Source organism: Pseudomonas sp. NFPP02 (assembly GCF_900119355.1).
In the GTDB taxonomy this organism is placed as follows: Bacteria; Pseudomonadota; Gammaproteobacteria; order Pseudomonadales; family Pseudomonadaceae; genus Aquipseudomonas; species Aquipseudomonas paracarnis.
Window position 1 is genome coordinate 231484 of sequence record NZ_FPJI01000009.1, and the last position, 20819, is coordinate 252302.

At 59.7% G+C, this 20819-nt stretch carries 17 protein-coding genes; 14 read left to right on the plus strand and 3 right to left on the minus strand.

The annotated features are described in order from the left end of the window. Positions 1-87: 87 nt before the first annotated feature. The 3 genes from BT204_RS17625 (at position 88) to BT204_RS17635 (ending at position 2224) form a co-directional block, all read left to right on the plus strand. Entirely contained in the window at positions 88-1194 is a 1107-nt protein-coding gene (locus tag BT204_RS17625; protein WP_034126499.1) for an NADH:flavin oxidoreductase/NADH oxidase, read from the plus strand. A 103-nt stretch (positions 1195-1297) separates the two neighbouring features. Continuing rightward, positions 1298-1834, plus strand: coding sequence for a GNAT family N-acetyltransferase (locus tag BT204_RS17630; protein ID WP_072447650.1), 537 nt, complete (start codon positions 1298-1300; stop codon positions 1832-1834). 204 nt (positions 1835-2038) lie between these two features. Next, a complete protein-coding gene (locus BT204_RS17635; protein WP_014717190.1) occupies positions 2039-2224 on the plus strand; it encodes a hypothetical protein in 186 nt (61 codons plus the stop codon). A 53-nt stretch (positions 2225-2277) separates the two neighbouring features. Here the strand turns inward: BT204_RS17635 and BT204_RS17640 are convergent, their stop codons facing one another. Then, positions 2278-3903: a glucan biosynthesis protein D gene (locus tag BT204_RS17640; RefSeq protein WP_054897106.1), complete on the minus strand. Its 1626-nt coding sequence runs from the start codon at positions 3901-3903 to the stop codon at positions 2278-2280. Positions 3904-4207: 304 nt separating this feature from the next. Here BT204_RS17640 and BT204_RS17645 point away from each other — a divergent pair, with 304 nt between their 5' ends. The 8 genes from BT204_RS17645 to BT204_RS17685 all read left to right on the plus strand — a co-directional run bounded on the left by BT204_RS17645 (position 4208) and on the right by BT204_RS17685 (position 14071). Next, positions 4208-4915 carry a tellurite resistance TerB family protein gene (locus tag BT204_RS17645; protein ID WP_072447652.1) on the plus strand — a complete coding sequence of 236 codons (708 nt, stop codon included), beginning with the start codon at positions 4208-4210 and terminating at the stop codon, positions 4913-4915. 727 nt (positions 4916-5642) lie between these two features. Then, entirely contained in the window at positions 5643-7265 is a 1623-nt protein-coding gene (locus BT204_RS17655) for a methyl-accepting chemotaxis protein (protein WP_014717193.1), read from the plus strand. After that, the gene (locus tag BT204_RS17660) at positions 7265-7777 is read left to right on the plus strand and encodes a chemotaxis protein CheW (protein ID WP_034126504.1); all 513 of its coding nucleotides are present in this window, start codon (positions 7265-7267) and stop codon (positions 7775-7777) included. Before BT204_RS17655 ends, BT204_RS17660 begins: the two co-directional genes overlap by 1 nt. After that, entirely contained in the window at positions 7774-9036 is a 1263-nt protein-coding gene (locus BT204_RS17665) for a CheR family methyltransferase (protein ID WP_054897108.1), read from the plus strand. The genes BT204_RS17660 and BT204_RS17665 overlap by 4 nt, the downstream gene beginning before the upstream one ends. Next, the gene (locus BT204_RS17670; protein ID WP_072447657.1) at positions 9033-9734 is read left to right on the plus strand and encodes a chemotaxis protein CheW; all 702 of its coding nucleotides are present in this window, start codon (positions 9033-9035) and stop codon (positions 9732-9734) included. Before BT204_RS17665 ends, BT204_RS17670 begins: the two co-directional genes overlap by 4 nt. Beyond that, on the plus strand, positions 9731-12010 hold the full coding sequence (locus tag BT204_RS17675) for a hybrid sensor histidine kinase/response regulator (RefSeq protein ID WP_054897110.1): 2280 nt from the start codon (positions 9731-9733) through the stop codon (positions 12008-12010). The genes BT204_RS17670 and BT204_RS17675 overlap by 4 nt, the downstream gene beginning before the upstream one ends. Then, entirely contained in the window at positions 12007-13017 is a 1011-nt protein-coding gene (locus BT204_RS17680; RefSeq protein ID WP_034126508.1) for a chemotaxis response regulator protein-glutamate methylesterase, read from the plus strand. Before BT204_RS17675 ends, BT204_RS17680 begins: the two co-directional genes overlap by 4 nt. A 52-nt stretch (positions 13018-13069) precedes the next feature. Further along, entirely contained in the window at positions 13070-14071 is a 1002-nt protein-coding gene (locus BT204_RS17685; protein WP_054897111.1) for a response regulator, read from the plus strand. A 143-nt stretch (positions 14072-14214) separates the two neighbouring features. Here BT204_RS17685 and BT204_RS17690 read toward each other — a convergent pair whose 3' ends face one another. Beyond that, entirely contained in the window at positions 14215-14469 is a 255-nt protein-coding gene (locus tag BT204_RS17690) for a bacteriocin immunity protein (RefSeq protein WP_072447659.1), read from the minus strand. A gap of 1 nt (position 14470) precedes the next feature. After that, complete coding sequence (locus BT204_RS17695; protein ID WP_072447661.1) at positions 14471-16738, minus strand: S-type pyocin domain-containing protein; 2268 nt, start codon at positions 16736-16738, stop codon at positions 14471-14473. Positions 16739-17269: 531 nt separating this feature from the next. Between BT204_RS17695 and prfB the strand changes: the two genes are divergently transcribed. From prfB to BT204_RS17710, 3 genes are all read left to right on the plus strand, one after another. After that, a protein-coding gene (gene prfB, locus BT204_RS17700; protein ID WP_096001736.1) for a peptide chain release factor 2 occupies positions 17270-18365 on the plus strand; the annotation gives its coding sequence in 2 pieces (ribosomal slippage) (positions 17270-17341 and positions 17343-18365; 1095 coding nt in all). Between the two features lie 79 nt (positions 18366-18444). Continuing rightward, positions 18445-19947 (plus strand): lysine--tRNA ligase, encoded by a 1503-nt coding sequence (lysS, locus tag BT204_RS17705; RefSeq protein ID WP_003189082.1) that lies wholly within the window; start codon positions 18445-18447, stop codon positions 19945-19947. Between the two features lie 143 nt (positions 19948-20090). Then, the gene (locus BT204_RS17710) at positions 20091-20807 is read left to right on the plus strand and encodes a TetR/AcrR family transcriptional regulator (protein ID WP_072447663.1); all 717 of its coding nucleotides are present in this window, start codon (positions 20091-20093) and stop codon (positions 20805-20807) included. Positions 20808-20819: the final 12 nt, after the last annotated feature.

Here is a 20819-nt window from a genome sequence, read left to right on the forward strand (position 1 = left end):
CCTTTCTGAACCCTGTGCAAACGATGGTTGTCGACTAGGCTCTATGCACTGTTGAACAGTGCCCACAGAACCCAGAAGAGGTGCGCCATGAGTCAGCTGCTCGAACCTTATACCCTGCGCCAATTGACCCTGCTCAACCGCATCGCGGTTTCACCCATGTGCCAATACTCCAGCGACGATGGCCTGGCCAATGACTGGCACCTGGTGCACCTCGGCAGCCGGGCCGTGGGTGGCGCCGGGCTGATTTTTACCGAGGCCACGGCGGTGACCGCCGATGGCCGTATCACCGCCCAGGACCTGGGCCTGTGGAACGACACCCAGATCGAACCATTGCGGCGCATCACCCGTTTTATCGCGGCCCAGGGCGCGGTGGCTGGGATCCAGCTGGCCCATGCCGGGCGCAAGGCCAGCACCCACCGGCCATGGATCGGCAAACACGGCAGCGTCAAGCCGGAGGAGGGCGGCTGGGTGCCGGTGGGGCCCTCGCCGATTGCCTTCGACCCCAATCACACCCAGCCCAAGCCACTGGACGAAGCACAGATCCAGCAAGTAATCGCCGACTTTGTCGCCGCCGCCAGGCGCGCCTTGACCGCAGGCTTTGAGGTGGTGGAAATCCATGCCGCCCACGGGTACCTGCTGCACCAGTTTCTCTCGCCGATCAGCAACCAGCGTCAGGACCACTACGGCGGCTCCTTCGAAAACCGCATTCGCCTGGTGCTGGAAGTCACCAAGGCCGTGCGCGCCGTGTGGCCTGAGGAGTTGCCGCTGTTTGTGCGCGTGTCGGCCACCGATTGGGTGGAAGACGGTTGGAACCCGGATGAAACCGTGGAGTTGGCGCGCCGCCTGAAAGACCTCGGGGTGGATCTGATCGACGTGTCGTCCGGTGGTACCGCCGCCAATGCCGAGATTCCCACTGGCCCCGGCTACCAGACGCGCTTCGCCGAGCGCGTGCGCAAGGAATCGGGCATCGCCACCGGCACGGTCGGCATGATTACCGAACCGGCCCAGGCCGAGCACATCCTGCGTACCTGCCAGGCTGACATTATTTTTCTGGCCCGTGAACTGCTGCGCGACCCGTACTGGCCGTTGCATGCCGACGATGACCTGGGCGGACGCAAAGCCATCTGGCCGGCGCAGTACCAGCGGGCAACCCATCGGGACCAGCCGATCCATGAGTCGGATCTGCGGGATTGACCCTACTTACCTCTGTGCCAAACCCACCCTGATACGGTGGGTTTTTTCTTGCTCGCGTTTATAGGAGGGCTGATCCTTGGCGGTTGTTAAGCAGGAGAAGCTTATGCTGGTGGAACGCGCGTTAACCGAAGACGATATCCCTTTGCTGGCAACCATCGATCGTACGGAGCTGATCCCGGCGTGCTATCGCATGGACTGCGGCGAACTGGTGTTGTATGCCACGCATCATGATATGCGCGGCTGGCCCGAAGGCGAGGCTGAACAGGATGCGGTGGCGCTGCGTGCCTGCCTCCAGCGCGGCGGGTGGTTGTGGGGTGTATTCGACGGCCAGGTGCTGGTTGCCGCAGTGGTGGTGGACAATCGGTCCTTCCATCACCAGGGCTTGCTGATGCGGCAGCTGAAATTCCTGCATGTCAGCCACAGTGCCCGCGGTTCTGGCCTGGGCGGTCGGTTGTTGGCGCTGGCTTGCGAGCACGGCCGGCAAGTGGGGGCCCAGGCGCTCTATATCTCGGCGACGGAGTCGCGTAACACTGTGGACTTTTACCTGCGCCATGGTTGCCGTCTTTTGCAGCAACCCCACGCTGAGCTTTATGCGCAAGAACCGCTAGACATTCACCTGTATCGACCCCTGCGTGAGTAATGGCTGTAGGTTTTTATTACCGCCGTTATTTTTTAAGTTAATACTCTAAAAAAATCCCACGAATGATGAGATAGTTTCTACGCTAAGGGTAAGCCCGACTCCTGGCCCAGAGAGACAGGCGGTTGGTCCGCGAAGCCGTTGCGCTTCCCGGGAGTTTGGAAATGGGCACCAGGAGTGTTTGACTGATATCAGGAGTAGCGGTCCATGGCCAAGTCCTATGGCGTAGCGGGTGCGGTGGCGTCTTTTCTGAGCCGTCGGATGTCCTTGCGGGGTCGAAGGTTGAGTTCAGATGAGATGGAGTTGCTGGTGCAATACCGGGCGCTGACCGAGAGCGATCAGGTGGCGATGCGGTATCTGATTGGTGCGATGAAAAGCGTGTCGCGGTTCTAAGCCACCTGTGATCATTCCCACGCTGCGGCGTGGGAATGATCAGGCGGTTAATTTCAGGTGTACTTGCGCTGCTCCGGTGCTGGCGGGAAGTACTGATACAGCCAGGTTTCACTCAGGGTGCGGTCCTGGGTTCGTATAAACAGGCGCAATTCGACGGGTTCCACGCTGTCGCTGGTGGGGTACCAGTCGAACAGGATGCGATAGCCCTTGATGTTATCCAGCACCAGCACGCTGAAATCCTTCACCTCACCATGGGAACAAGTCACCACCGGCTCGATGCCGGTGCCCGCTGGCAGGCGATCCAGGCCGCCGCCCTTGAAGTCTACGGCGAAACGCCGCGCCCATACCTTCGGATAATGCTCGCCGGGTGCCCAGCCTTCGGTAAAACCGCCCATGCCCGAACGGGTCGCGTCGACCTGTGCCAGCGGCGTGCTCACCGGCGGCAGTGCGCTCCAGTACAGCTTGTAGCCGTAGTTGAGCGAATCACCCGCGGCCACGGGCTTTTTCGGGGTCCAGAAGGCCACGATATTGTCCAGGGTTTCGCCAGTGGTGGGGATTTCCAGCAAGTCGATGGAGCCTTCGCCCCAGGCCGTGGTCGGTTCAACCCACAGGCTTGGGCGTTTGCTGTACCAGTCGACGGTGTCCTGGTAGCTGGCGAACTCATGGTCGGTCTGCACCAGGCCGAAGCCTTTGGGGTTGGTGTCGGCGAACGCGTTGAATTGCAGCTTGGCCGGGTTGTTCAGGGGCCGGCAGATCCACTCGCCGTTGCCGCGCCACATGGCCAGGCGGTCCGAGTCGTGGATTTGCGGGTGGATGGTGTCGCACATGCGGCGCTCATGGGTGCCGCAGCTGAACATACTGGTCATGGGCGCGATGCCCAGTTGCTCGATGGCGGTGCGCGCATTGATGTGCGCGTCGATCGCCATCACCACTTGGTTGGCCTGGCAGTCGATATCGAAGCGGTAGGCGCCGGTGGCACTTGGCGAGTCGAGCAGGGCGTAGACCACAAAGCGCGTGGCGTTCTTGTCCGGAGTTTCGAACCAGAACTGCGTGAAATCGGGGAATTCCTCGCGTTTTTTCGCGTAGGTATCAATCGCCAGGCCACGCGCCGAGAGGCCGTACTGGCCGGTGGAATCCACCGCACGGAAGTAGCTGGCGCCGAGAAACGACAGCACGTCATGGCGGTCCAACTCCGGCGCCTTGAACAGCTTGAAGCCGGAGAAACCCAGGTCCCCGGTCAGTTGCTGGGTGTCCACCGTGGTTTTTTCATAGTTGAACAGTGAAGGGCGAAAATGCACTTCGCGGGCTTCACGGGTCTTTGGGTCGACGCTGTGCATACGCACCGGCGTCTTGAAGCCCATGCCGACGTGGAAGAACTGCACGTCCAGTTGGCCGTTCAACTCCTTCCACAGCGAATGGTTACGGTCATAGCCGATGGCGTTGAAATTCTGCGGGGTCATGGTGGCCAGGGTCGGCGGCAGCACCTGCTTAGTGTCCTGGTAGCCACGGGTGGCCAATTGCTTGGCCTGGGCCTTGAGCGATTCGAAATCGAACGCCACGGCCTTGCCATCGGCAGCCCGATTCCCGGCCCAGGCCTGCGCGGCCAGCAGGCCACTGGCCGACAAACCGGTGTAAGCCGCAATGGCCATGGATGCTTTGAGCAAATTCCTGCGGTGCATAGAGACAACCTGTCGTGAGCAAATCCCGCGCCGTTCCTGGCACGTATCGGATCAGAAATAACGGTTCGGACATGCCTTCGGCCAAACGCAACGGACAATAAACAGACGCCGGATAGCTTAAGCGGTTCGATGAACAAGGCAAATTGATTGATGGCGGGATGATGGCGTTGCATGTGCAACAAGACATTTCCAGCATCGCAGGAGGACGTTACATCTGGAAGCACTCTAGATCGCGGCTTTTTGGCACTTAGTTTTACGCTGGAGGCCTATTGGTCCTACGAACCCAAGTGTCTGGAGGCTACGAATGAATACCCGTGGATTGCTCGATCAGTTGCTCAAGTCTGGCCAGGACATGTTGCAAAACAAGGCCGGCGGCCAACGCAAATCCAATGACAAGGGCGCCCTCGACGGCTTGCTCAGCGGTGGCGGGCTCGGCAGCATGCTCGGCGGTGCCGGCGGCGGCGCCCTGGCGGCGGGGGCCATGGGCTTGCTGCTGGGCAACAAGAAGGCGCGTAAATTCGGCGGCAAGGCGCTCACTTACGGCGGCCTGGCCGCACTGGGTGTGATTGCCTACAAGGCTTACGGCAACTGGCAAGCCCAGCAGGTCAACGCGCCCCAAGGCGAGCCTCAAACCATCGACCGCCTGCCGGCTGACCAGGTGGAGCAACACAGCCAGGGCATTCTCAAGGCACTGGTGGCCGCGGCCAAGGCTGATGGGCATGTGGATGAGCGCGAGCGCGCCTTGATCGAAGGCGAATTTACCAAGCTGGACAACGACCACGAGCTGCAACACTGGCTGCACGCCGAACTCAACAAGCCCCTGGACCCAACCGACGTTGCCCGCGCCGCCAGCACCCCGGAAATGGCCGCCGAAATGTACATCGCCAGCGTGATGCTGGTGGACGAAGAAAACTTCATGGAAAAAGCCTACCTGGACGAACTGGCACGCCAACTGAAACTTGAACCAGGCTTGAAGCTTGAGCTGGAAAAACAAGTACGGCTAAACGCATAAATAGGGCCACACGCCAGTCAAACCTGTGGGAGCGGGCTTGCCCGCGAATGCGGTGGGCCAGTCACTCTATTTCTGACTGACTGACTGACTGACTCACGCCATCGCGGCATAGGCACCAACACCGTAACCACGATGCGAAGCGAGCCGCTCTTGATCTTGCTTTTGATCTGCTTGTGATCTTGATCTCAGGCGCCCCGTTAAACCACGCTGGCCGGAATTCGACAGGGATTTGGGGGGTAAACCGGCAGGGATGCCGGTTTAGCCGCCCCGCGCCATGGATGGCGCGTGGCGGCGGCCCCCCAAATCACTGGCGGATTACGGGCACACCGAGCCTAGGCGAGGTGCCGAGTGGTGGGGCAAGAGCGTTTTGCTTACTTTTGCGCTTTTCAAAAGTGAGCCGCCGTCAGGGCGGAACCCTAAGCGGCCATTGCCGCAGGAATGGATATGTACACAATCCAGCTGTGTTGACTGTCAGGCCGCCATCGCAGGCAAGTCAGCTCCCACATTCAGATCGTGGGGGGGGCAGGTGGGTAGGCGTCGGCTGTCAGGCCGTCACGGGAGCAAGCTCCCTCGCCACAGGTCCAGCGCCGTACCAAAATTGTGTAGATAGCTGTGGCCAACGCGAGCACATCTGCATTCTGTGCACTGCACATCAAAAGCCTTGATAAAAGCGCGCAGCCGCTCAGCTATACTCCCCTCCATTTGAATGGCCCTGCGAGGAATTACTGTGAAGAACTGGACCCTGCGCCAAAGGATTTTGGCGAGCTTTGCGGTAATTATCGCGATCATGCTGCTGATGGTCGTGGTCTCGTATTCGCGCCTGCTGAAAATCGAAATCAGCGAAAACTCAGTGCGGGACGATGCGGTGCCCGGGGTGTTTTTCAGCTCCATGATTCGTAGCGCCTGGGTCGACAGCTACCTGCAGACCCAGGAGTTGGTCGGGATCCACGAGAACCAGGGCATTTCCGAAACCGACAAACAGGACTACAAGTCTTTCGAGGCTCGGCTTGAGCAACATATGGCCAGCTACGCAGGGACGATCAATATCACCCAGGATCGCACCGAATTCGATGCCTTCGAAAAACTGCACCAGAGCTACAACCAGATTCTCGCCCAGGTCTTGGCGGCCCATCAGAGCAATAACGCCGCCGAAGCACTGAGGTTGTTCAACGAGCAACTGACCCCCGCCTGGACCGCAGGCCGCATGAAGCTCAATGACATTATCAACGAAAACAAGCAGGTCGCCGACAACGCCACCGCCGCCATCGATGATGCGGTAGCGGCCGCGAAGATCAGCATGGGCGTCTCGCTGTTGCTGGCGATTCTCGCCGCCGCGCTGTGTGGCCTGTTGCTGATGCGCGCGATCATGGCGCCGATGCAGCGCATCGTTCAAATCCTCGAAGTCATGCGCACCGGCGACCTGAGCAAGCGCCTGAATCTGGAGCGCAAGGATGAATTCAACGCGGTTGAAACCGGCTTCAACGACATGATGACCGAGCTGACTGCTCTGGTGTCCCAGGCGCAGCGTTCATCGGTACAGGTCACTACCTCGGTCACCGAAATTGCCGCGACCTCCAAGCAGCAACAGGCGACCGCTACCGAAACAGCGGCCACGACCACAGAAATCGGCGCCACTTCCCGCGAAATTGCCGCCACGTCCAAGGACTTGGTCCGCACCATGACCGAGGTGTCTACCGCCGCCGACCAGGCCTCGGTGGCTGCCGGTTCTGGCCAGCAGGGCCTGGCCCGCATGGAAGAAACCATGCACTCGGTGATGGGCGCCGCCGACCTGGTCAACGCCAAGCTGGCGATCCTCAATGAGAAGGCCGGCAACATCAACCAGGTGGTAGTCACCATCGTCAAGGTGGCCGACCAGACCAACCTGTTGTCCCTCAATGCTGCGATCGAGGCTGAGAAAGCCGGTGAGTACGGGCGCGGCTTTGCCGTGGTTGCCACCGAAGTGCGCCGCCTGGCCGACCAGACCGCTGTGGCGACCTACGACATTGAGCAGATGGTGCGTGAGATCCAGTCGGCGGTGTCGGCAGGGGTGATGGGCATGGACAAATTCTCCGAGGAGGTGCGCCGCGGCATGTCTGAGGTGCAGCAAGTGGGCGAGCAACTGTCGCAGATCATCCATCAGGTACAGGCCCTGGCGCCGCGGGTGCTGATGGTCAACGAAGGCATGCAGGCCCAGGCCACCGGTGCCGAGCAGATCAACCACGCGCTGGTGCAATTGGGCGATGCCAGCAGCCAGACCGTCGAATCCCTGCGCCAGGCCAGCTTTGCCATTGATGAACTGAGCCAGGTTGCGGTCGGTCTGCGCAGCGGCGTCTCGCGTTTCAAAGTCTGATGAGCGAACTCGCGGCTAAACGCGGTGCCGTCCCGGCAGCGAAAAAGGCGTTGTTTCTGGTGTTTCGCATCGGCAACGAACGCTTTGCCCTCAAGGCTACGGAAGTGGCCGAGGTGCTGCCGCGCCTGGCGCTCAAACCTATCGCCCAAGCGCCCTTGTGGGTGGCGGGTATCTTCGCCCATCGTGGGGTGCTGGTGCCGGTCATCGACTTGAGCGCCCTGACGTTCGGCACTTCGGCCCAGGCGCGTACCAGCACGCGCCTGGTGCTGGTCAATTACCAGCCGCAGCCCTGGAGTGAGGCGCGTTGGCTGGGGCTGATTTTGGAACAGGCCACCGACACCCTGCGTTGCGACCCCGCCGAATTCCAGCCCTATGGCCTGGACAACCGGCAGGCGCCGTACCTGGGGCCGGTGCGTGAAGATGCCCAGGGCTTGATGCAGTGGATTGGCGTTGCGGATCTGTTGACCGCGCCAGTGCGCGCCTTGCTGTTTTCCGCCGAGTTGAGCCTATGAGCAATGACCCGCGGTTTTTCGCGTTTTTGAAAGAACGCATCGGCCTGGACGTCGCTTCGGTGGGCGAGGCGATTATCGAACGCGCGGTGCGCCAGCGCTGCCAGTCGTCCCAGTCGCAGTCGGCGGAGGCTTACTGGCAACACCTGCAAACCTCCCATGACGAGCAGCAGGCGCTGATCGAAGCGGTGATCGTCCCCGAGACCTGGTTTTTCCGCTATCCCGAATCCTTTGCAACCCTGGCTCGCCTGGCCCAGGCACGCTTGGCCGAGATCAACCAGATGCGCGCCCTGCGTATTCTCAGCCTGCCGTGTTCGACCGGCGAAGAACCCTATTCGATTGCCATGGCCTTGCTCGATGCGGGGTTGGCGCCCCACCAGTTCAAAGTGCAGGGCATGGATGTCAGCCCGCTGTCGGTGGAGCGCGCGCGGCGGGGCGTGTACGGCAAGAACTCGTTTCGCGGCGCCGACCTTGAGTTTCGTGACCGTCACTTCACTGAAGACGCAGGTAATTACCGCATCGCCGACCGGGTGCGCGAACAAGTGCGCCTGCAAGTCGGCAACTTGCTGGACCCGGCACTGCTGGCGAATGAGCCAACCTACGATTTTGTGTTCTGCCGCAACTTGCTGATCTACTTCGACCAGCCGACCCAGAAACAGGTCTTTGATGTGCTCAAGGCATTGACTCACGTAGACGGTGTGCTGTTTATCGGCCCGGCCGAGGGCAGCCTGCTGGGGCGTCACGGCATGCGCTCCATCGGTGTGCCGCAGTCCTTTGCCTTCAGTCGGCATGTAGAACCGGCCCCGCCGGTTGCACCTGTGGTCAAACCGACGCCCGCGCCGCTACCGCAGCGCAGGGCGGTGCCGATACCGCTCAAGCCGCGGCCGTTCAGCACCGTCAGCCCCAACGTGCCACCGGTCAAAGTGGTGACTACCGATGCCGGGGATTTGCTCAGCCAGATCGCAACCCTGGCCAACGAGGGCAAAAGTGCCGAGGCCCGAGCGGCCTGCGAACGGTATTTGAGCAGTCACCCGCCGGCCGCCCAGGTGTTTTACTGGTTGGGGCTGCTCAGCGATGTGGCTGGCAGTGCCCTGGAGGCCCAAGGGTATTACCGAAAAGCCCTGTATCTGGAACCGCAGCATCCCCAGGCCCTGATGCACCTGGCCGCGTTGCTCGAGTCCCAGGGTGACAGTGCCGGCGCGCGCCGTCTTCAGGCACGCGCCGCCCGTAGCGAGCGAGCTGACAGTGAGTCCAAACGATGAGTAGTCCTGACGCGCTCGACACCGCAGGCCTGGACCTGACGCTGACCGATATCCAAGCCATTGACGACTGTTGGAACCGCATCGGTATTCATGGCGACAAGTCCTGCCCGTTGTTGGCCGAGCATATCCACTGCCGCAATTGCTCGGTGTATTCCGCCGCCGCCACACGCCTGCTCGACCGCTACGCACTGCAACAGGACGACCATCACGCGCAGGCAACTGCCGAAGCGGATAACGAGGTGGTCACCCGTTCGCTGTTGATGTTCCGCCTCGGCGAAGAATGGCTCGGTATCGCCACCCGTTGCCTGGTGGAAGTGGCGCCGTTGCAGCCGATCCACTCGCTGCCGCACCAGCGTTCCCGAGCGCTGCTGGGCGTGGCCAACGTACGCGGGGCGCTGGTGGCGTGCCTGTCACTGGTGGAACTGTTGGGCCTGGACAGCACCAGTGCCGGCTCCAGCGGCGGGCGGATCATGCCGCGCATGCTGATCATCGCTGCCCAGGACGGCCCGGTCGTGGTGCCGGTGGATGAAGTAGACGGTATCCATGCCATCGATGAGCGCACCTTGAAGGCCGCATCGGTGTCCGGCACCCAGGCCAGCGCACGCTACACCCAAGGCGTGTTGCAGTGGAAAGGCCGCAGCCTGCGTTGGCTGGACGAAGCGCAATTGTTGTCCGCCGTGACCCGGAGCCTCGCATGACCCCCGACCAGATGCGCGATGCCTCGCTGTTGGAACTGTTCAGCCTGGAGGCTGATGCGCAGACCCAAGTGTTGAGCGCGGGCCTGCTGGCGCTGGAACGCAACCCGACCCAGGCCGACCAGCTCGAAGCCTGCATGCGCGCCGCGCATTCACTTAAAGGGGCGGCGCGGATTGTCGGTGTGGATGCCGGCGTCAGCGTGGCCCACGTCATGGAAGATTGCCTGGTCAGCGCCCAGGAAGGCCGTCTGTATCTGCAACCTGAACATATCGACGCATTACTGCAAGGCACTGATCTGTTGATGCGTATCGCCACCCCGGGCAACGATGTGGGGCCGGCGGATATCGAGGCGTACGTAGCGCTGATGGAGCGCTTGCTCGATCCCTCGCAGCCGATTGCGACGCCCGCGCCAAAACCCGAGCCCATCCCCGCGCCGCGGGTTGACGCGCTGCTGCTGGAGCCCGAGCTGGAGCCTGCGCCACCGCTCGGCAGTGACGCGCCGCGCCAGAACAAGCGCATGACCGAAGGCGGCGAGCGTGTGCTGCGGGTGACGGCTGAGCGCTTGAACAGTCTGTTGGACTTGTCCAGCAAATCCCTGGTGGAAACCCAGCGGCTCAAGCCGTACCTGGCCAGCCTGCAACGCCTCAAGCGCATTCAAAGTAACAGCTTGCGTGCGCTGGATGCCCTGGACGGCCAGCTCAAGTCGCTGGATCTGAACCTGGAAGCCCAGGAGGCCCTGGCCGATACCCGTCGCCTGCTGAGTGAAGCCCAGGCCCTGCTGGCGGAAAAAAACGCCGAGCTGGATGAGTTCGGCTGGCAGGCCGGCCAGCGCGCCCAGGTGCTCTACGACACCGCATTGGCCTGCCGCATGCGGCCGTTTGCCGATGTGCTGGCCGGGCAGGTGCGCATGGTGCGTGACTTAGGTCGCAGCCTGGGCAAGCAAGTGCGCCTGGAGATTGAGGGCGAAAAGACCCAGGTCGACCGGGACGTGCTGGAAAAACTCGAAGCGCCGCTCACCCATCTATTACGCAATGCGGTCGATCACGGCATCGAACCCCCTGAGCAACGCGTGCTGGCGGGCAAGCCGGCGGAAGGCTTGATTCGCCTGCGTGCGTCCCATCAGGCCGGGTTGTTGGTGCTGGAATTGAGCGATGACGGCAACGGTGTCGACCTCGAGCGCCTGCGCGGCACCATCGTCGACCGCCATCTGTCGCCGGTTGAAACGGCCCTGCGTCTGAGTGAAGAGGAACTGCTCACGTTCCTCTTCTTGCCAGGGTTCAGCCTGCGCGACAAAGTCACCGAAGTGTCCGGGCGCGGGGTCGGCCTGGACGCGGTGCAACATATGGTTCGTCAACTGCGCGGCGCGGTGGTGCTGGAGCAGACGGCGGGGCAGGGCAGCCGCTTCCATCTTGAGGTGCCGTTGACCCTGTCGGTGGTGCGCAGCCTGGTGGTGGAAGTCGGCGAAGAAGCCTATGCCTTTCCCCTGGCGCATATCGAACGCATGTGCGACCTGGCGCCCGACGACATCGTGCAGTTGGAAGGCCGCCAGCATTTCTGGCATGAGGGCCGGCACGTCGGCCTGGTTGCCGCCAGCCAGTTGCTGCAGCGCCCGCCGGGGCAGAACCCGTCAGATACCTTGAAGGTGGTGGTGATCCGCGAGCGCGATGCCGTATACGGGATTGCCGTGGAGCGTTTTATCGGCGAGCGCACCCTGGTGGTGTTGCCGCTGGATGATCGTCTGGGGAAAGTCCAGGACATTTCCGCCGGGGCCTTGCTCGATGACGGCTCGGTGGTGTTGATCGTCGATGTCGAAGACATGCTGCGTTCGGTGGATAAATTGCTCAACACCGGTCGCCTGGAGCGCATTGCCCGGCGCAGCCAGCAGGCCACCGAAGCGCCGCGCAAGCGTGTGCTGGTGGTGGACGACTCACTGACGGTGCGCGAGCTGCAACGCAAATTATTACTCAATCGTGGTTATGAAGTCGCTGTTGCGGTCGATGGCATGGATGGCTGGAACGCATTGCGCTCCGAGGACTTCGACCTGCTTATCACTGATATTGATATGCCTCGCATGGACGGTATTGAATTGGTCACACTTTTGCGCCGTGACAGTCGCCTGCAATCGTTGCCGGTGATGGTGGTTTCCTACAAGGATCGTGAAGAAGACCGCCGCCGTGGCCTCGACGCCGGGGCCGACTATTATCTAGCCAAAGCCAGTTTCCATGACGACGCCTTGCTCGACGCCGTGGTTGAACTGATTGGAGGCGCCCGGGCATGAGGATTGCGATCGTCAATGACATGCCCCTGGCGGTGGAGGCCTTGCGCCGCGCCCTGAGTTACGAGCCCGCCCACGAGGTGGTATGGGTGGCCAGCAATGGCCTGGAAGCGGTACAGCGTTGCGCCGAGCTGACCCCGGACCTGATCCTGATGGACCTGATCATGCCGGTGATGGATGGGGTGGAGGCCACCCGGCAGATCATGGCCGACACGCCTTGCCCGATTGTGATCGTCACTGTCGACCGCCAGGCCAACGTCAGCCGCGTATTCGAAGCCATGGGCCACGGCGCCCTGGATGTGGTGGACACCCCGGCACTGGGCGTTGGCAACCCTAAGGATGCGGCCGCGCCCCTGCTGCGCAAGATCCTCAATATTGGTTGGCTGATCGGCCAGCGCGGCACGCGGGTGCGTGCCGAAACCCCGCCGCAGCGGGTCACCGGCAAGCGTCAACGGCTGGTGGCCATTGGTTCTTCGGCTGGTGGGCCGGCGGCACTGGAAGTTCTGCTCAAGGGTTTGCCCCGGGATTTTCCCGCCGCCATCGTGCTGGTACAGCATGTGGACCAGGTCTTCGCCGCCGGCATGGCCGAGTGGCTGAGCAGCGCTTCCGGCCTGCCGGTGCGCCTGGCCTGTGAGGGCGAGCCGCCTCAACCCGGCGTGGTATTGCTGGCCGGAACCAACCACCATATTCGCTTGTTGAAAAATGGCACGTTAGCCTATACCGCAGAGCCGGTGAACGAGATTTACCGGCCCTCCATCGACGTGTTTTTCGAAAGCGTCGCCAGTTACTGGAACGGTGACGCCGTTGGCGTCTTGCTCACCGGCATGGGGCGCGACGGCGCCCAGGGCCTCAAGCTGATGCGTGAACAAGGATATTTGACCATCGCCCAGGACCAGCAGAGCTCGGCGGTGTATGGCATGCCCAAAGCGGCGGCGGCGATTGATGCTGCTGTTGAAATTCGCCCACTGGATAGAATTGCGCCCCGATTGCTGGAGGTCTTTGCAAAATGAACAAAAATCTCCCGCCGTGCTGGCTTGCAGGTAGTAATTCAGGTGATTGCACATGAATGATTTACAGCTCGACGACTTCAAGACCGACGAAAACGCCGCCATGGTGCTGCTGGTCGACGACCAGGCCATGATCGGTGAAGCCGTGCGGCGTGGCCTGGCCCATGAAGAGAACATCGACTTCCACTTTTGCGCCGACCCGCACCAGGCGATTGCCCAGGCGATCCGCATCAAGCCCACGGTGATCCTGCAAGACCTGGTGATGCCGGGCCTGGACGGCCTGACCCTGGTGCGTGAGTACCGCAATCACCCGGCCACCGCGAATATCCCGATCATCGTGCTGTCCACCAAAGAGGACCCACTGATCAAAAGCGCGGCCTTTGCGGCCGGGGCCAATGATTACCTGGTCAAGCTGCCGGACAACATCGAACTGGTAGCACGCATCCGCTATCACTCGCGCTCCTACATGACCCTGTTGCAGCGCGACGCGGCCTACCGCGCGTTGCGGGTCAGCCAGCAACAGTTGCTGGACACCAACCTGGTGCTGCAACGCCTGATGAACTCCGACGGCCTGACCGGGCTGTCCAACCGCCGTCACTTCGACGAATACCTGGAGCTGGAATGGCGCCGCGCCATGCGCGACCAGACCCAACTCTCGTTGCTGATGATCGATGTGGACTTCTTCAAGACCTACAACGACAGCTTCGGCCACGTCGAGGGCGACGAAGCCTTGCGCAAAGTCGCAGCCACCATTCGCGATGCCAGCAGCCGCCCTTCGGACTTGCCGGCGCGCTACGGTGGCGAAGAGTTCGCACTGGTCCTGCCCAACACCTCGCCGGGCGGCGCACGCCTGGTCGCGGAAAAACTGCGCATGGCGGTGGCGGCGTTGAAAATCCCGCACATCGCCCCGGCTGAAGGTGCCAGCCTGACCATCAGTATCGGGCTGTCGACGTTGACGCCGGCTCAGGGTACGGACTGTCGGCAGTTGATCATGGCGGCGGACAAGGGGTTGTACACGGCCAAGAACAATGGGCGTAATCAGGTTGGTATCGAGTAATTAGAGGCCAACTTCAATGTGCGAGGGGGACTTCCCCCTTGCACTCCTGAGTTTCGTACTCATCCGAATTGATTACATATGAAAGTTTTTGAGCTAAGAAATCTGCCATCGTTGTAGAGCCGATGGCAGGGGGCAGGACGGCGTTATTCTATTCTGAATCCAGGCTTGCCATTATTCGCGCGCCACTCTTTGACCTCTTTTACAATGCCTTCTGGACTGTCTTCTCTACCCTTTCTTGGATAATAGACGAGATCTGACCCATCAGGATGCTCCGTAAGTCGCTTGAATTCTAATAGCATTTCGTCATCTTCTTCCTCAGAGCGAGCACTCGCATCACAAAGAGAAATTACAAATTTTAAAAATTCGCTTTCTGTGTGCTCGGAAATTGAGGTTTTCATCTTAATTACCTTTGCCGTGAATACGCTTATGAAGTTTTGGAGTGACTATGTGGATATTGTCGATGTCGAAAATTTCTCCGCCTTGGGAAATGAATATTTTATGGTGAAGTTCGAATTTACTAGATTTTCCAGCATGTTCTAGTTCGCTAGTATAGGGCGCCTTGCCGTTTAGTATTCTTCTTAGGTTTTGACGGTTTAACTGACTAGCCAGTTCCGAGTCGCTAGCAACCGTTTTCCAGAAGGCTTCACGAAATGCCTTGAAGTTTTTAAATTCTTGACCTCTCAGTTTTGCGGCAATTTGCGATGGTATAGGGACTCCTTCACCCTGGGAGGCCGCTCCCAGCCAAGAGCCGGTTATAGATTGCCCATTGCCTGTCACGATTCCGGGATCTTCACGCCGATCCCTGAACATGACATAGATTGGAGGCAGGCCAGAATCGACCGGGAAAACGATGATGAAGTCGTCAAATCCAGCTTCAACAACGGCTGGAAAACTGTCAACCCTACCCTCGACTGGAATTGTGTCGGCGCCTGCATAGACGGGCGTTTCAGGCGGGGCCGGTGGCAGCGTTGTTGAGCTATCTCCAGGAGCGGAAATAGGTGTCCAAATCAACGTTCTTGGTGGAATGTCACTTGTCGTGACGGTGTATACCTTCTGCCCAGGATCATAGGTCGCAGTAACCACTTTGACCCTGGAAGGCACGCTTGCACCATCGGTGTTGACCACAAAAACTTCTGACCGCCCATCTGCGGCCGTCCTCGAACTCATTCGAACCGGCAGGTCGATTGTGCCGTTGACTGCCGAACTTATCGTCGACTCGTCGAGGCCTGGTACCAAGGTTGAGATCGGTGTGCCAAGCGCATAACGCTCTGGAAGTTCTCCGTTCGCGAGTTTGGGAGAATAGATCAGCGCTGAAACACCGACCATCAAGCCACTCGCGGTACTGGCGGCCAATTCCGTCAATGCGGCCACTGCTGCCCCAATAGCGGCTCGCAGCGTGACGGTAACCCCCTCTGCTGTAGCGATAGTTCCGACTGAGGTCATGACTATCGCTTGAGTCGCAGCAGCAGTGCCCGACAGTCGATAGGTATTGGCTACTCTTACCGCTTCAATACGCGCTTGGGCCGTTGCGACCTGCTGCGCACGTTCTGCGAGGTCGCTGATTGCATTGGAGGCGTTGGCAAGAAACCGCGCGGACTCTGACTTCAGCACAAAATCATGGTGGCTGAGCCATCTCACCCCAAGCGCGGTGTTCTGCTGCAGATAAATAAGCTGTTTGAGTCCCTCAAGCTCGGGTTTGCTGAGTGGCGGTGTAACCTGTGGGTTGGCTGCGGGATAGTAAATCATCAACCCGTTCCGGTTTATGGCTAACGGTGGGTCAATAGGTTTGATCGCAGCCATCGTTTTTTCGATCATTTTGTCCAGCGTGTTTTTGTAACGCATGAGGGTCTGGTCGGGTGTCAATCCAACGACCGAACCGGCAAGAGAGGCGAGTTCCACCTGCAGGTATTCCGGCAGCAACTGCACTTGAATTTCCAACTCATCTGCAATGACCTTCAGATACTCATTGTGTAAATTTGCCCAGCCAGGATCCTGTTCGGCTAAATTGGCCTCCAGCGTTTGCCGGGCCTTTGCCAACCCTGAAAGTTTTTTAGTCAGAATGTCTATGGAGAGCGAGAGAGCCTTGAGTTCTTGTGCGGCCCTCCAGACGTTGTCGTAAAGTGTGTAGGCATCGCCCAGATTTTTTATCGGGTCAGAAGAGGCAAGCGTTTCACGTAGCTTTGTATAAGTTAAGTTTTCCATCAGGTAAAAAGGGCTTTGATCATAGAGCCCATAGATGAGTGGCGCAGTACTGGCGTATTTGGATTTTTTCGCGTCGATGATTTCAAATGCGATTTTTTGATCGAGAATGGCTGAGGCTGTCTCTGTGAGTGCCTGTGAAGCTTTCGCGGCTTGCTGTTTCTCTGCGAGTTCGCGTTCAGTGTCAGTAGTGAGGGTTGCGAACCGTGCGCTGTACTCCGCGTCAATCAAGGATTGATTGTACTTTTGCTCTCCAATGAAATCGGCGGTGGTGCTAGGGAAGTCAAACTGCTTGAAGCGGCTACGGTCTCCTTCACCCCGACGTGGCCCTTCTTGAAGGCCCCAGCCATCTCCACTTCCTACGTAGCCTCCGCCTTCACCACCCCAATAAGTGTTTCGTCTCCCTGCGGTAATTATCGTCGGCTTGAGTTCTAAAGGTTGTCCTGGCTGCCACCCTTGTTGTGCCATAGGGCCTCTCCATTTTTATGAGAGTGATCGTTAGAGTTTGTGCGTCCTGAAGAAAAAAACTCAGGCGCTTTGATCAAACTTATTTGAGAGGGAAGAAAGAAAAAACTGATGGCGTTTTGATTTGATTTTATGCGTGTAGGAGACTCTGTAAGACGGTTCTGAAACTGATGTATTTATATTCTTGTATGTTTATCACTTGAGTCTTGGGATGATTTGGCTAGAAACCTAATTGTTTGTTTTTATTGGAGTGGGTTGGTTTGTGGTCTTTTAGGCAGGCTCTGATTTGGATTTTCAAATTATTTGTATAAACAGATGAACGGTCTGGTTTTAGCGAGTAGTAGGTCGGGTTTTCTAACGCGCGGCATCGTCAATCTATAGGAAATGCTCTGATGGTCGCGTATCCGTCACCGAAGCAAGCGTGACGAGAGGGAAGCGCTGTCTTGGCAGAATCGACCAAGCGGGCTGCCGTTTCCAGCCGTTTGCCGTTATACTCGCCGGCTTTCAAAAGTTCGCCAACGAGTGCTGCCCGCCATGGAAATCAACCCGATCCTTAACACCATCAAGGACCTGTCCGAGCGCTCCGAAACTATTCGGGGGTATCTTTGACTACGATCAAAAGCATGAGCGTCTGACCGAGGTCAATCGCGAGCTTGAAGATCCGAGTGTCTGGAACAAACCTGAATACGCCCAGGAGCTGGGGCGCGAGCGCGCTGCGCTGGCACAGATTGTCGATACCCTCGACGAACTGAACACCGGCCTGGGTGATTGCCGCGACCTGCTGGACATGGCCGTCGAAGAAAACGACGAAGGCGCAGTGGGCGATGTTGTCGCCGAGCTGGCCCGTCTCGAGGAAAACCTCGCCAAGCTTGAATTCCGCCGCATGTTCAGCCACGAAATGGACCCGAACAACGCCTACCTGGATATCCAGGCCGGTTCCGGTGGCACCGAAGCCCAGGACTGGGCCAACATCCTGCTGCGCATGTACCTGCGCTGGGCCGACAAGCGCGGTTTCGACGCGACCATCATGGAACTGTCCGCCGGTGAAGTGGCCGGTATCAAGGGTGCGACCGTACACATCAAGGGCGAATACGCCTTTGGCTGGCTGCGCACCGAGATCGGCGTGCACCGCCTGGTGCGCAAGAGCCCGTTCGACTCCGGCAACCGTCGCCACACCTCATTCTCTGCGGTGTTCGTCTCGCCAGAGATCGACGACAAAGTGGAAATCGAGATCAACCCGGCCGACCTGCGGATCGACACCTACCGTTCCTCCGGCGCCGGTGGTCAGCACGTAAACACCACTGACTCGGCCGTACGTATCACCCACGTACCGACCAACACCGTGGTCAGCTGCCAGAACGAACGTTCCCAGCACGCCAACAAGGACACCGCCATGAAAATGCTGCGGGCCAAGTTGTACGAGCAGGAAATGCAGAAGCGCAACGCCGCTTCCCAGGCGCTGGAAGACACCAAGTCGGATATCGGCTGGGGTCACCAGATCCGTTCGTACGTGCTCGATGCCTCGCGGATCAAGGATCTGCGCACTAACATCGAACGCAGCGACTGCGACAAGGTACTCGACGGCGATATCGACGAATACCTGGAAGCCAGCCTGAAATCCGGCCTCTAATACCCTCTGTGGGAGCGGGCTTGCCCGCGATCCCCCGCCGAAGGCTGGGGGCAACGAACCTGATGGAATATTTAAAGACATGAGCGACCAACAACTCGACCCGCAAGCCCTGCAACAGGAAGAAAACTCCCTGATCGCCCTGCGCAAGGAAAAGCTTGCTGCCGAGCGCGCCAAGGGTAACGCCTTCCCCAATGACTTCCGTCGCGACAACTACTGCGATGCCTTGCAGAAGCAATACGCGGACAAGACCAAGGAAGAACTGGCTGAGGCTGCGATCCCGGTCAAGGTGGCAGGTCGCATCATGCTCAACCGTGGCTCGTTCATGGTGATCCAGGACATGACCGGTCGCATCCAGGTCTACGTCAACCGCAAGACCCTGTCCGAAGAAACCCTGGCCTCGGTGAAAACCTGGGACATGGGCGACATCATCGCCGCCGAAGGCACCCTGGCCCGTTCCGGCAAGGGCGACCTGTACGTCGAGATGACCAATGTACGCCTGCTGACCAAGTCCCTGCGCCCGCTGCCAGACAAGCACCACGGCCTGACCGACACCGAACAGCGCTATCGCCAGCGCTACGTTGACCTGATCGTCAACGAAGACGTGCGCCAGACCTTCCGCGTACGCTCGCAAGTCATTGCTCACATCCGCAGCTTCCTGATGCAGCGTGACTTCCTGGAAGTGGAAACCCCGATGCTGCAGACCATCCCGGGTGGTGCCGCAGCCAAGCCGTTCGAGACCCACCACAACGCGCTGGACATGGAAATGTTCCTGCGTATTGCGCCTGAGCTGTACCTCAAGCGGCTTGTTGTTGGCGGCTTTGAAAAGGTGTTCGAGATCAACCGCAACTTCCGTAACGAAGGCGTCTCGACCCGTCACAACCCTGAATTCACCATGTTGGAGTTCTACCAGGCCTACGCCGACTACGAAGACAACATGGACCTGACCGAAGAGCTGTTCCGCGAGCTGGCACAGCTGGTGCTGGGCAGCACAGACGTGCCGTACGGCGACAAGGTGTTCCACTTCGGCGAGCCATTCGTGCGCTTGTCGGTGTTCGACTCGATCCTCAAGTACAACCCCGAGCTGACCGCTGACGACCTCAACGACATCGACAAGGCCCGTGCCATTGCCAAGAAAGCCGGCGCCAAGGTGCTGGGCTTCGAAGGCCTGGGCAAGCTGCAGGTGATGATTTTCGAAGAACTGGTGGAGCACAAGCTGGAACAGCCGCACTTCATTACCCAATACCCGTTCGAAGTGTCGCCGCTGGCCCGTCGCAACGACGACAACCCGAACGTCACCGACCGTTTCGAGCTGTTCATCGGTGGCCGCGAAATCGCCAACGCCTATTCCGAGCTTAACGATGCGGAAGACCAGGCCGAGCGCTTCATGGCCCAGGTGGCCGACAAGGACGCCGGTGACGACGAAGCCATGCACTACGATGCCGACTTCGTTCGGGCCCTGGAGTACGGCATGCCGCCGACTGCCGGTGAAGGTATCGGCATTGACCGTCTGGTGATGTTGTTGACCAACTCGCCGTCGATCCGCGACGTGATCCTGTTCCCGCACATGCGGCCACAAGCGTAACCGTAGCGAAATCCGAAGCCGCCTTTTATAAGGCGGCTTTTTTATGTGGCCTGTTCAAGTGGTGCTCGTCATTGATCGTTCCCACGCTCCGCATGGGAATGCACCCTGTGACGCTCCGCGTCACCTCTAAAGGAAGAAGTGTGGTGAACCGCGTAATGGCTCAAGAAGGTGCCGCCGGCATTGCTGCTGCCGTGGCTGAAAGCGTTCAGTACCAGGGCCGCAAGGCCAGCCGGCGGGGCAGCGAGCAGCGCCGGCAAGACATTCTCGATGCGGCCATGCGTATCGTCGTGCGCGATGGCGTGCGGGCCGTACGTCATCGGGCAGTGGCGGCAGAGGCGGGGGTGCCGCTGTCGGCCACCACCTATTACTTCAAAGACATCGACGACCTGCTCACCGACACCTTCGCCCAATACGTGGAGCGCAGCGCCGCTTTCATGGGCAAGCTGTGGGTGCGCAACGAAGGCCTGTTGCGCGAGATGGTCGCCTATGGTGACGGCAGCCCGCAGTCGCGCTCGCAACTGGCCGATGATATCGCCCGCCTGACCGCCGACTATGTGCTGCGCCAGCTGACCAACCGCCGCGAATACCTGATGGCCGAGCAGGCTTTTCGCCAGGAAGCCCTGCTCAACCCGCGCCTGGCCGAACTGGTACGCTCCCACCAACAGATCCTGTTGCAGGGCACCGGGCAGTTTTTCCAGGTATTGGGTTCCCGTGAGCCACAGCAGGATGCCAAGGTGTTGACGGCTATCATCAGTCGGATGGAATATCAGGGCCTGTTGGGCGGCGCAGAGCCTTTGACGGGTGACGAGATGCTTGAAATCCTCAAGCGTCACATGCACCTGGTATTGGCCTCGGCCTAGCCCTGTGCGCAA

Excerpts from the sequence above, each read along its gene's own strand:
- BT204_RS17625 (WP_034126499.1), top strand. The coding sequence starts at position 88 with ATGAGTCAGCTGCTCGAACCTTATACCCTGCGCCAATTGACCCTGCTC.
- BT204_RS17630 (WP_072447650.1), top strand. The coding sequence starts at position 1,298 with ATGCTGGTGGAACGCGCGTTAACCGAAGACGATATCCCTTTGCTGGCA.
- BT204_RS17635 (WP_014717190.1), top strand. The coding sequence starts at position 2,039 with ATGGCCAAGTCCTATGGCGTAGCGGGTGCGGTGGCGTCTTTTCTGAGC.
- BT204_RS17640 (WP_054897106.1), bottom strand. The coding sequence starts at position 3,903 with ATGCACCGCAGGAATTTGCTCAAAGCATCCATGGCCATTGCGGCTTAC.
- BT204_RS17645 (WP_072447652.1), top strand. The coding sequence starts at position 4,208 with ATGAATACCCGTGGATTGCTCGATCAGTTGCTCAAGTCTGGCCAGGAC.
- BT204_RS17660 (WP_034126504.1), top strand. The coding sequence starts at position 7,265 with ATGAGCGAACTCGCGGCTAAACGCGGTGCCGTCCCGGCAGCGAAAAAG.
- BT204_RS17665 (WP_054897108.1), top strand. The coding sequence starts at position 7,774 with ATGAGCAATGACCCGCGGTTTTTCGCGTTTTTGAAAGAACGCATCGGC.
- BT204_RS17670 (WP_072447657.1), top strand. The coding sequence starts at position 9,033 with ATGAGTAGTCCTGACGCGCTCGACACCGCAGGCCTGGACCTGACGCTG.
- BT204_RS17675 (WP_054897110.1), top strand. The coding sequence starts at position 9,731 with ATGACCCCCGACCAGATGCGCGATGCCTCGCTGTTGGAACTGTTCAGC.
- BT204_RS17680 (WP_034126508.1), top strand. The coding sequence starts at position 12,007 with ATGAGGATTGCGATCGTCAATGACATGCCCCTGGCGGTGGAGGCCTTG.
- BT204_RS17685 (WP_054897111.1), top strand. The coding sequence starts at position 13,070 with ATGAATGATTTACAGCTCGACGACTTCAAGACCGACGAAAACGCCGCC.
- BT204_RS17690 (WP_072447659.1), bottom strand. The coding sequence starts at position 14,469 with ATGAAAACCTCAATTTCCGAGCACACAGAAAGCGAATTTTTAAAATTT.
- BT204_RS17695 (WP_072447661.1), bottom strand. The coding sequence starts at position 16,738 with ATGGCACAACAAGGGTGGCAGCCAGGACAACCTTTAGAACTCAAGCCG.
- lysS (WP_003189082.1), top strand. The coding sequence starts at position 18,445 with ATGAGCGACCAACAACTCGACCCGCAAGCCCTGCAACAGGAAGAAAAC.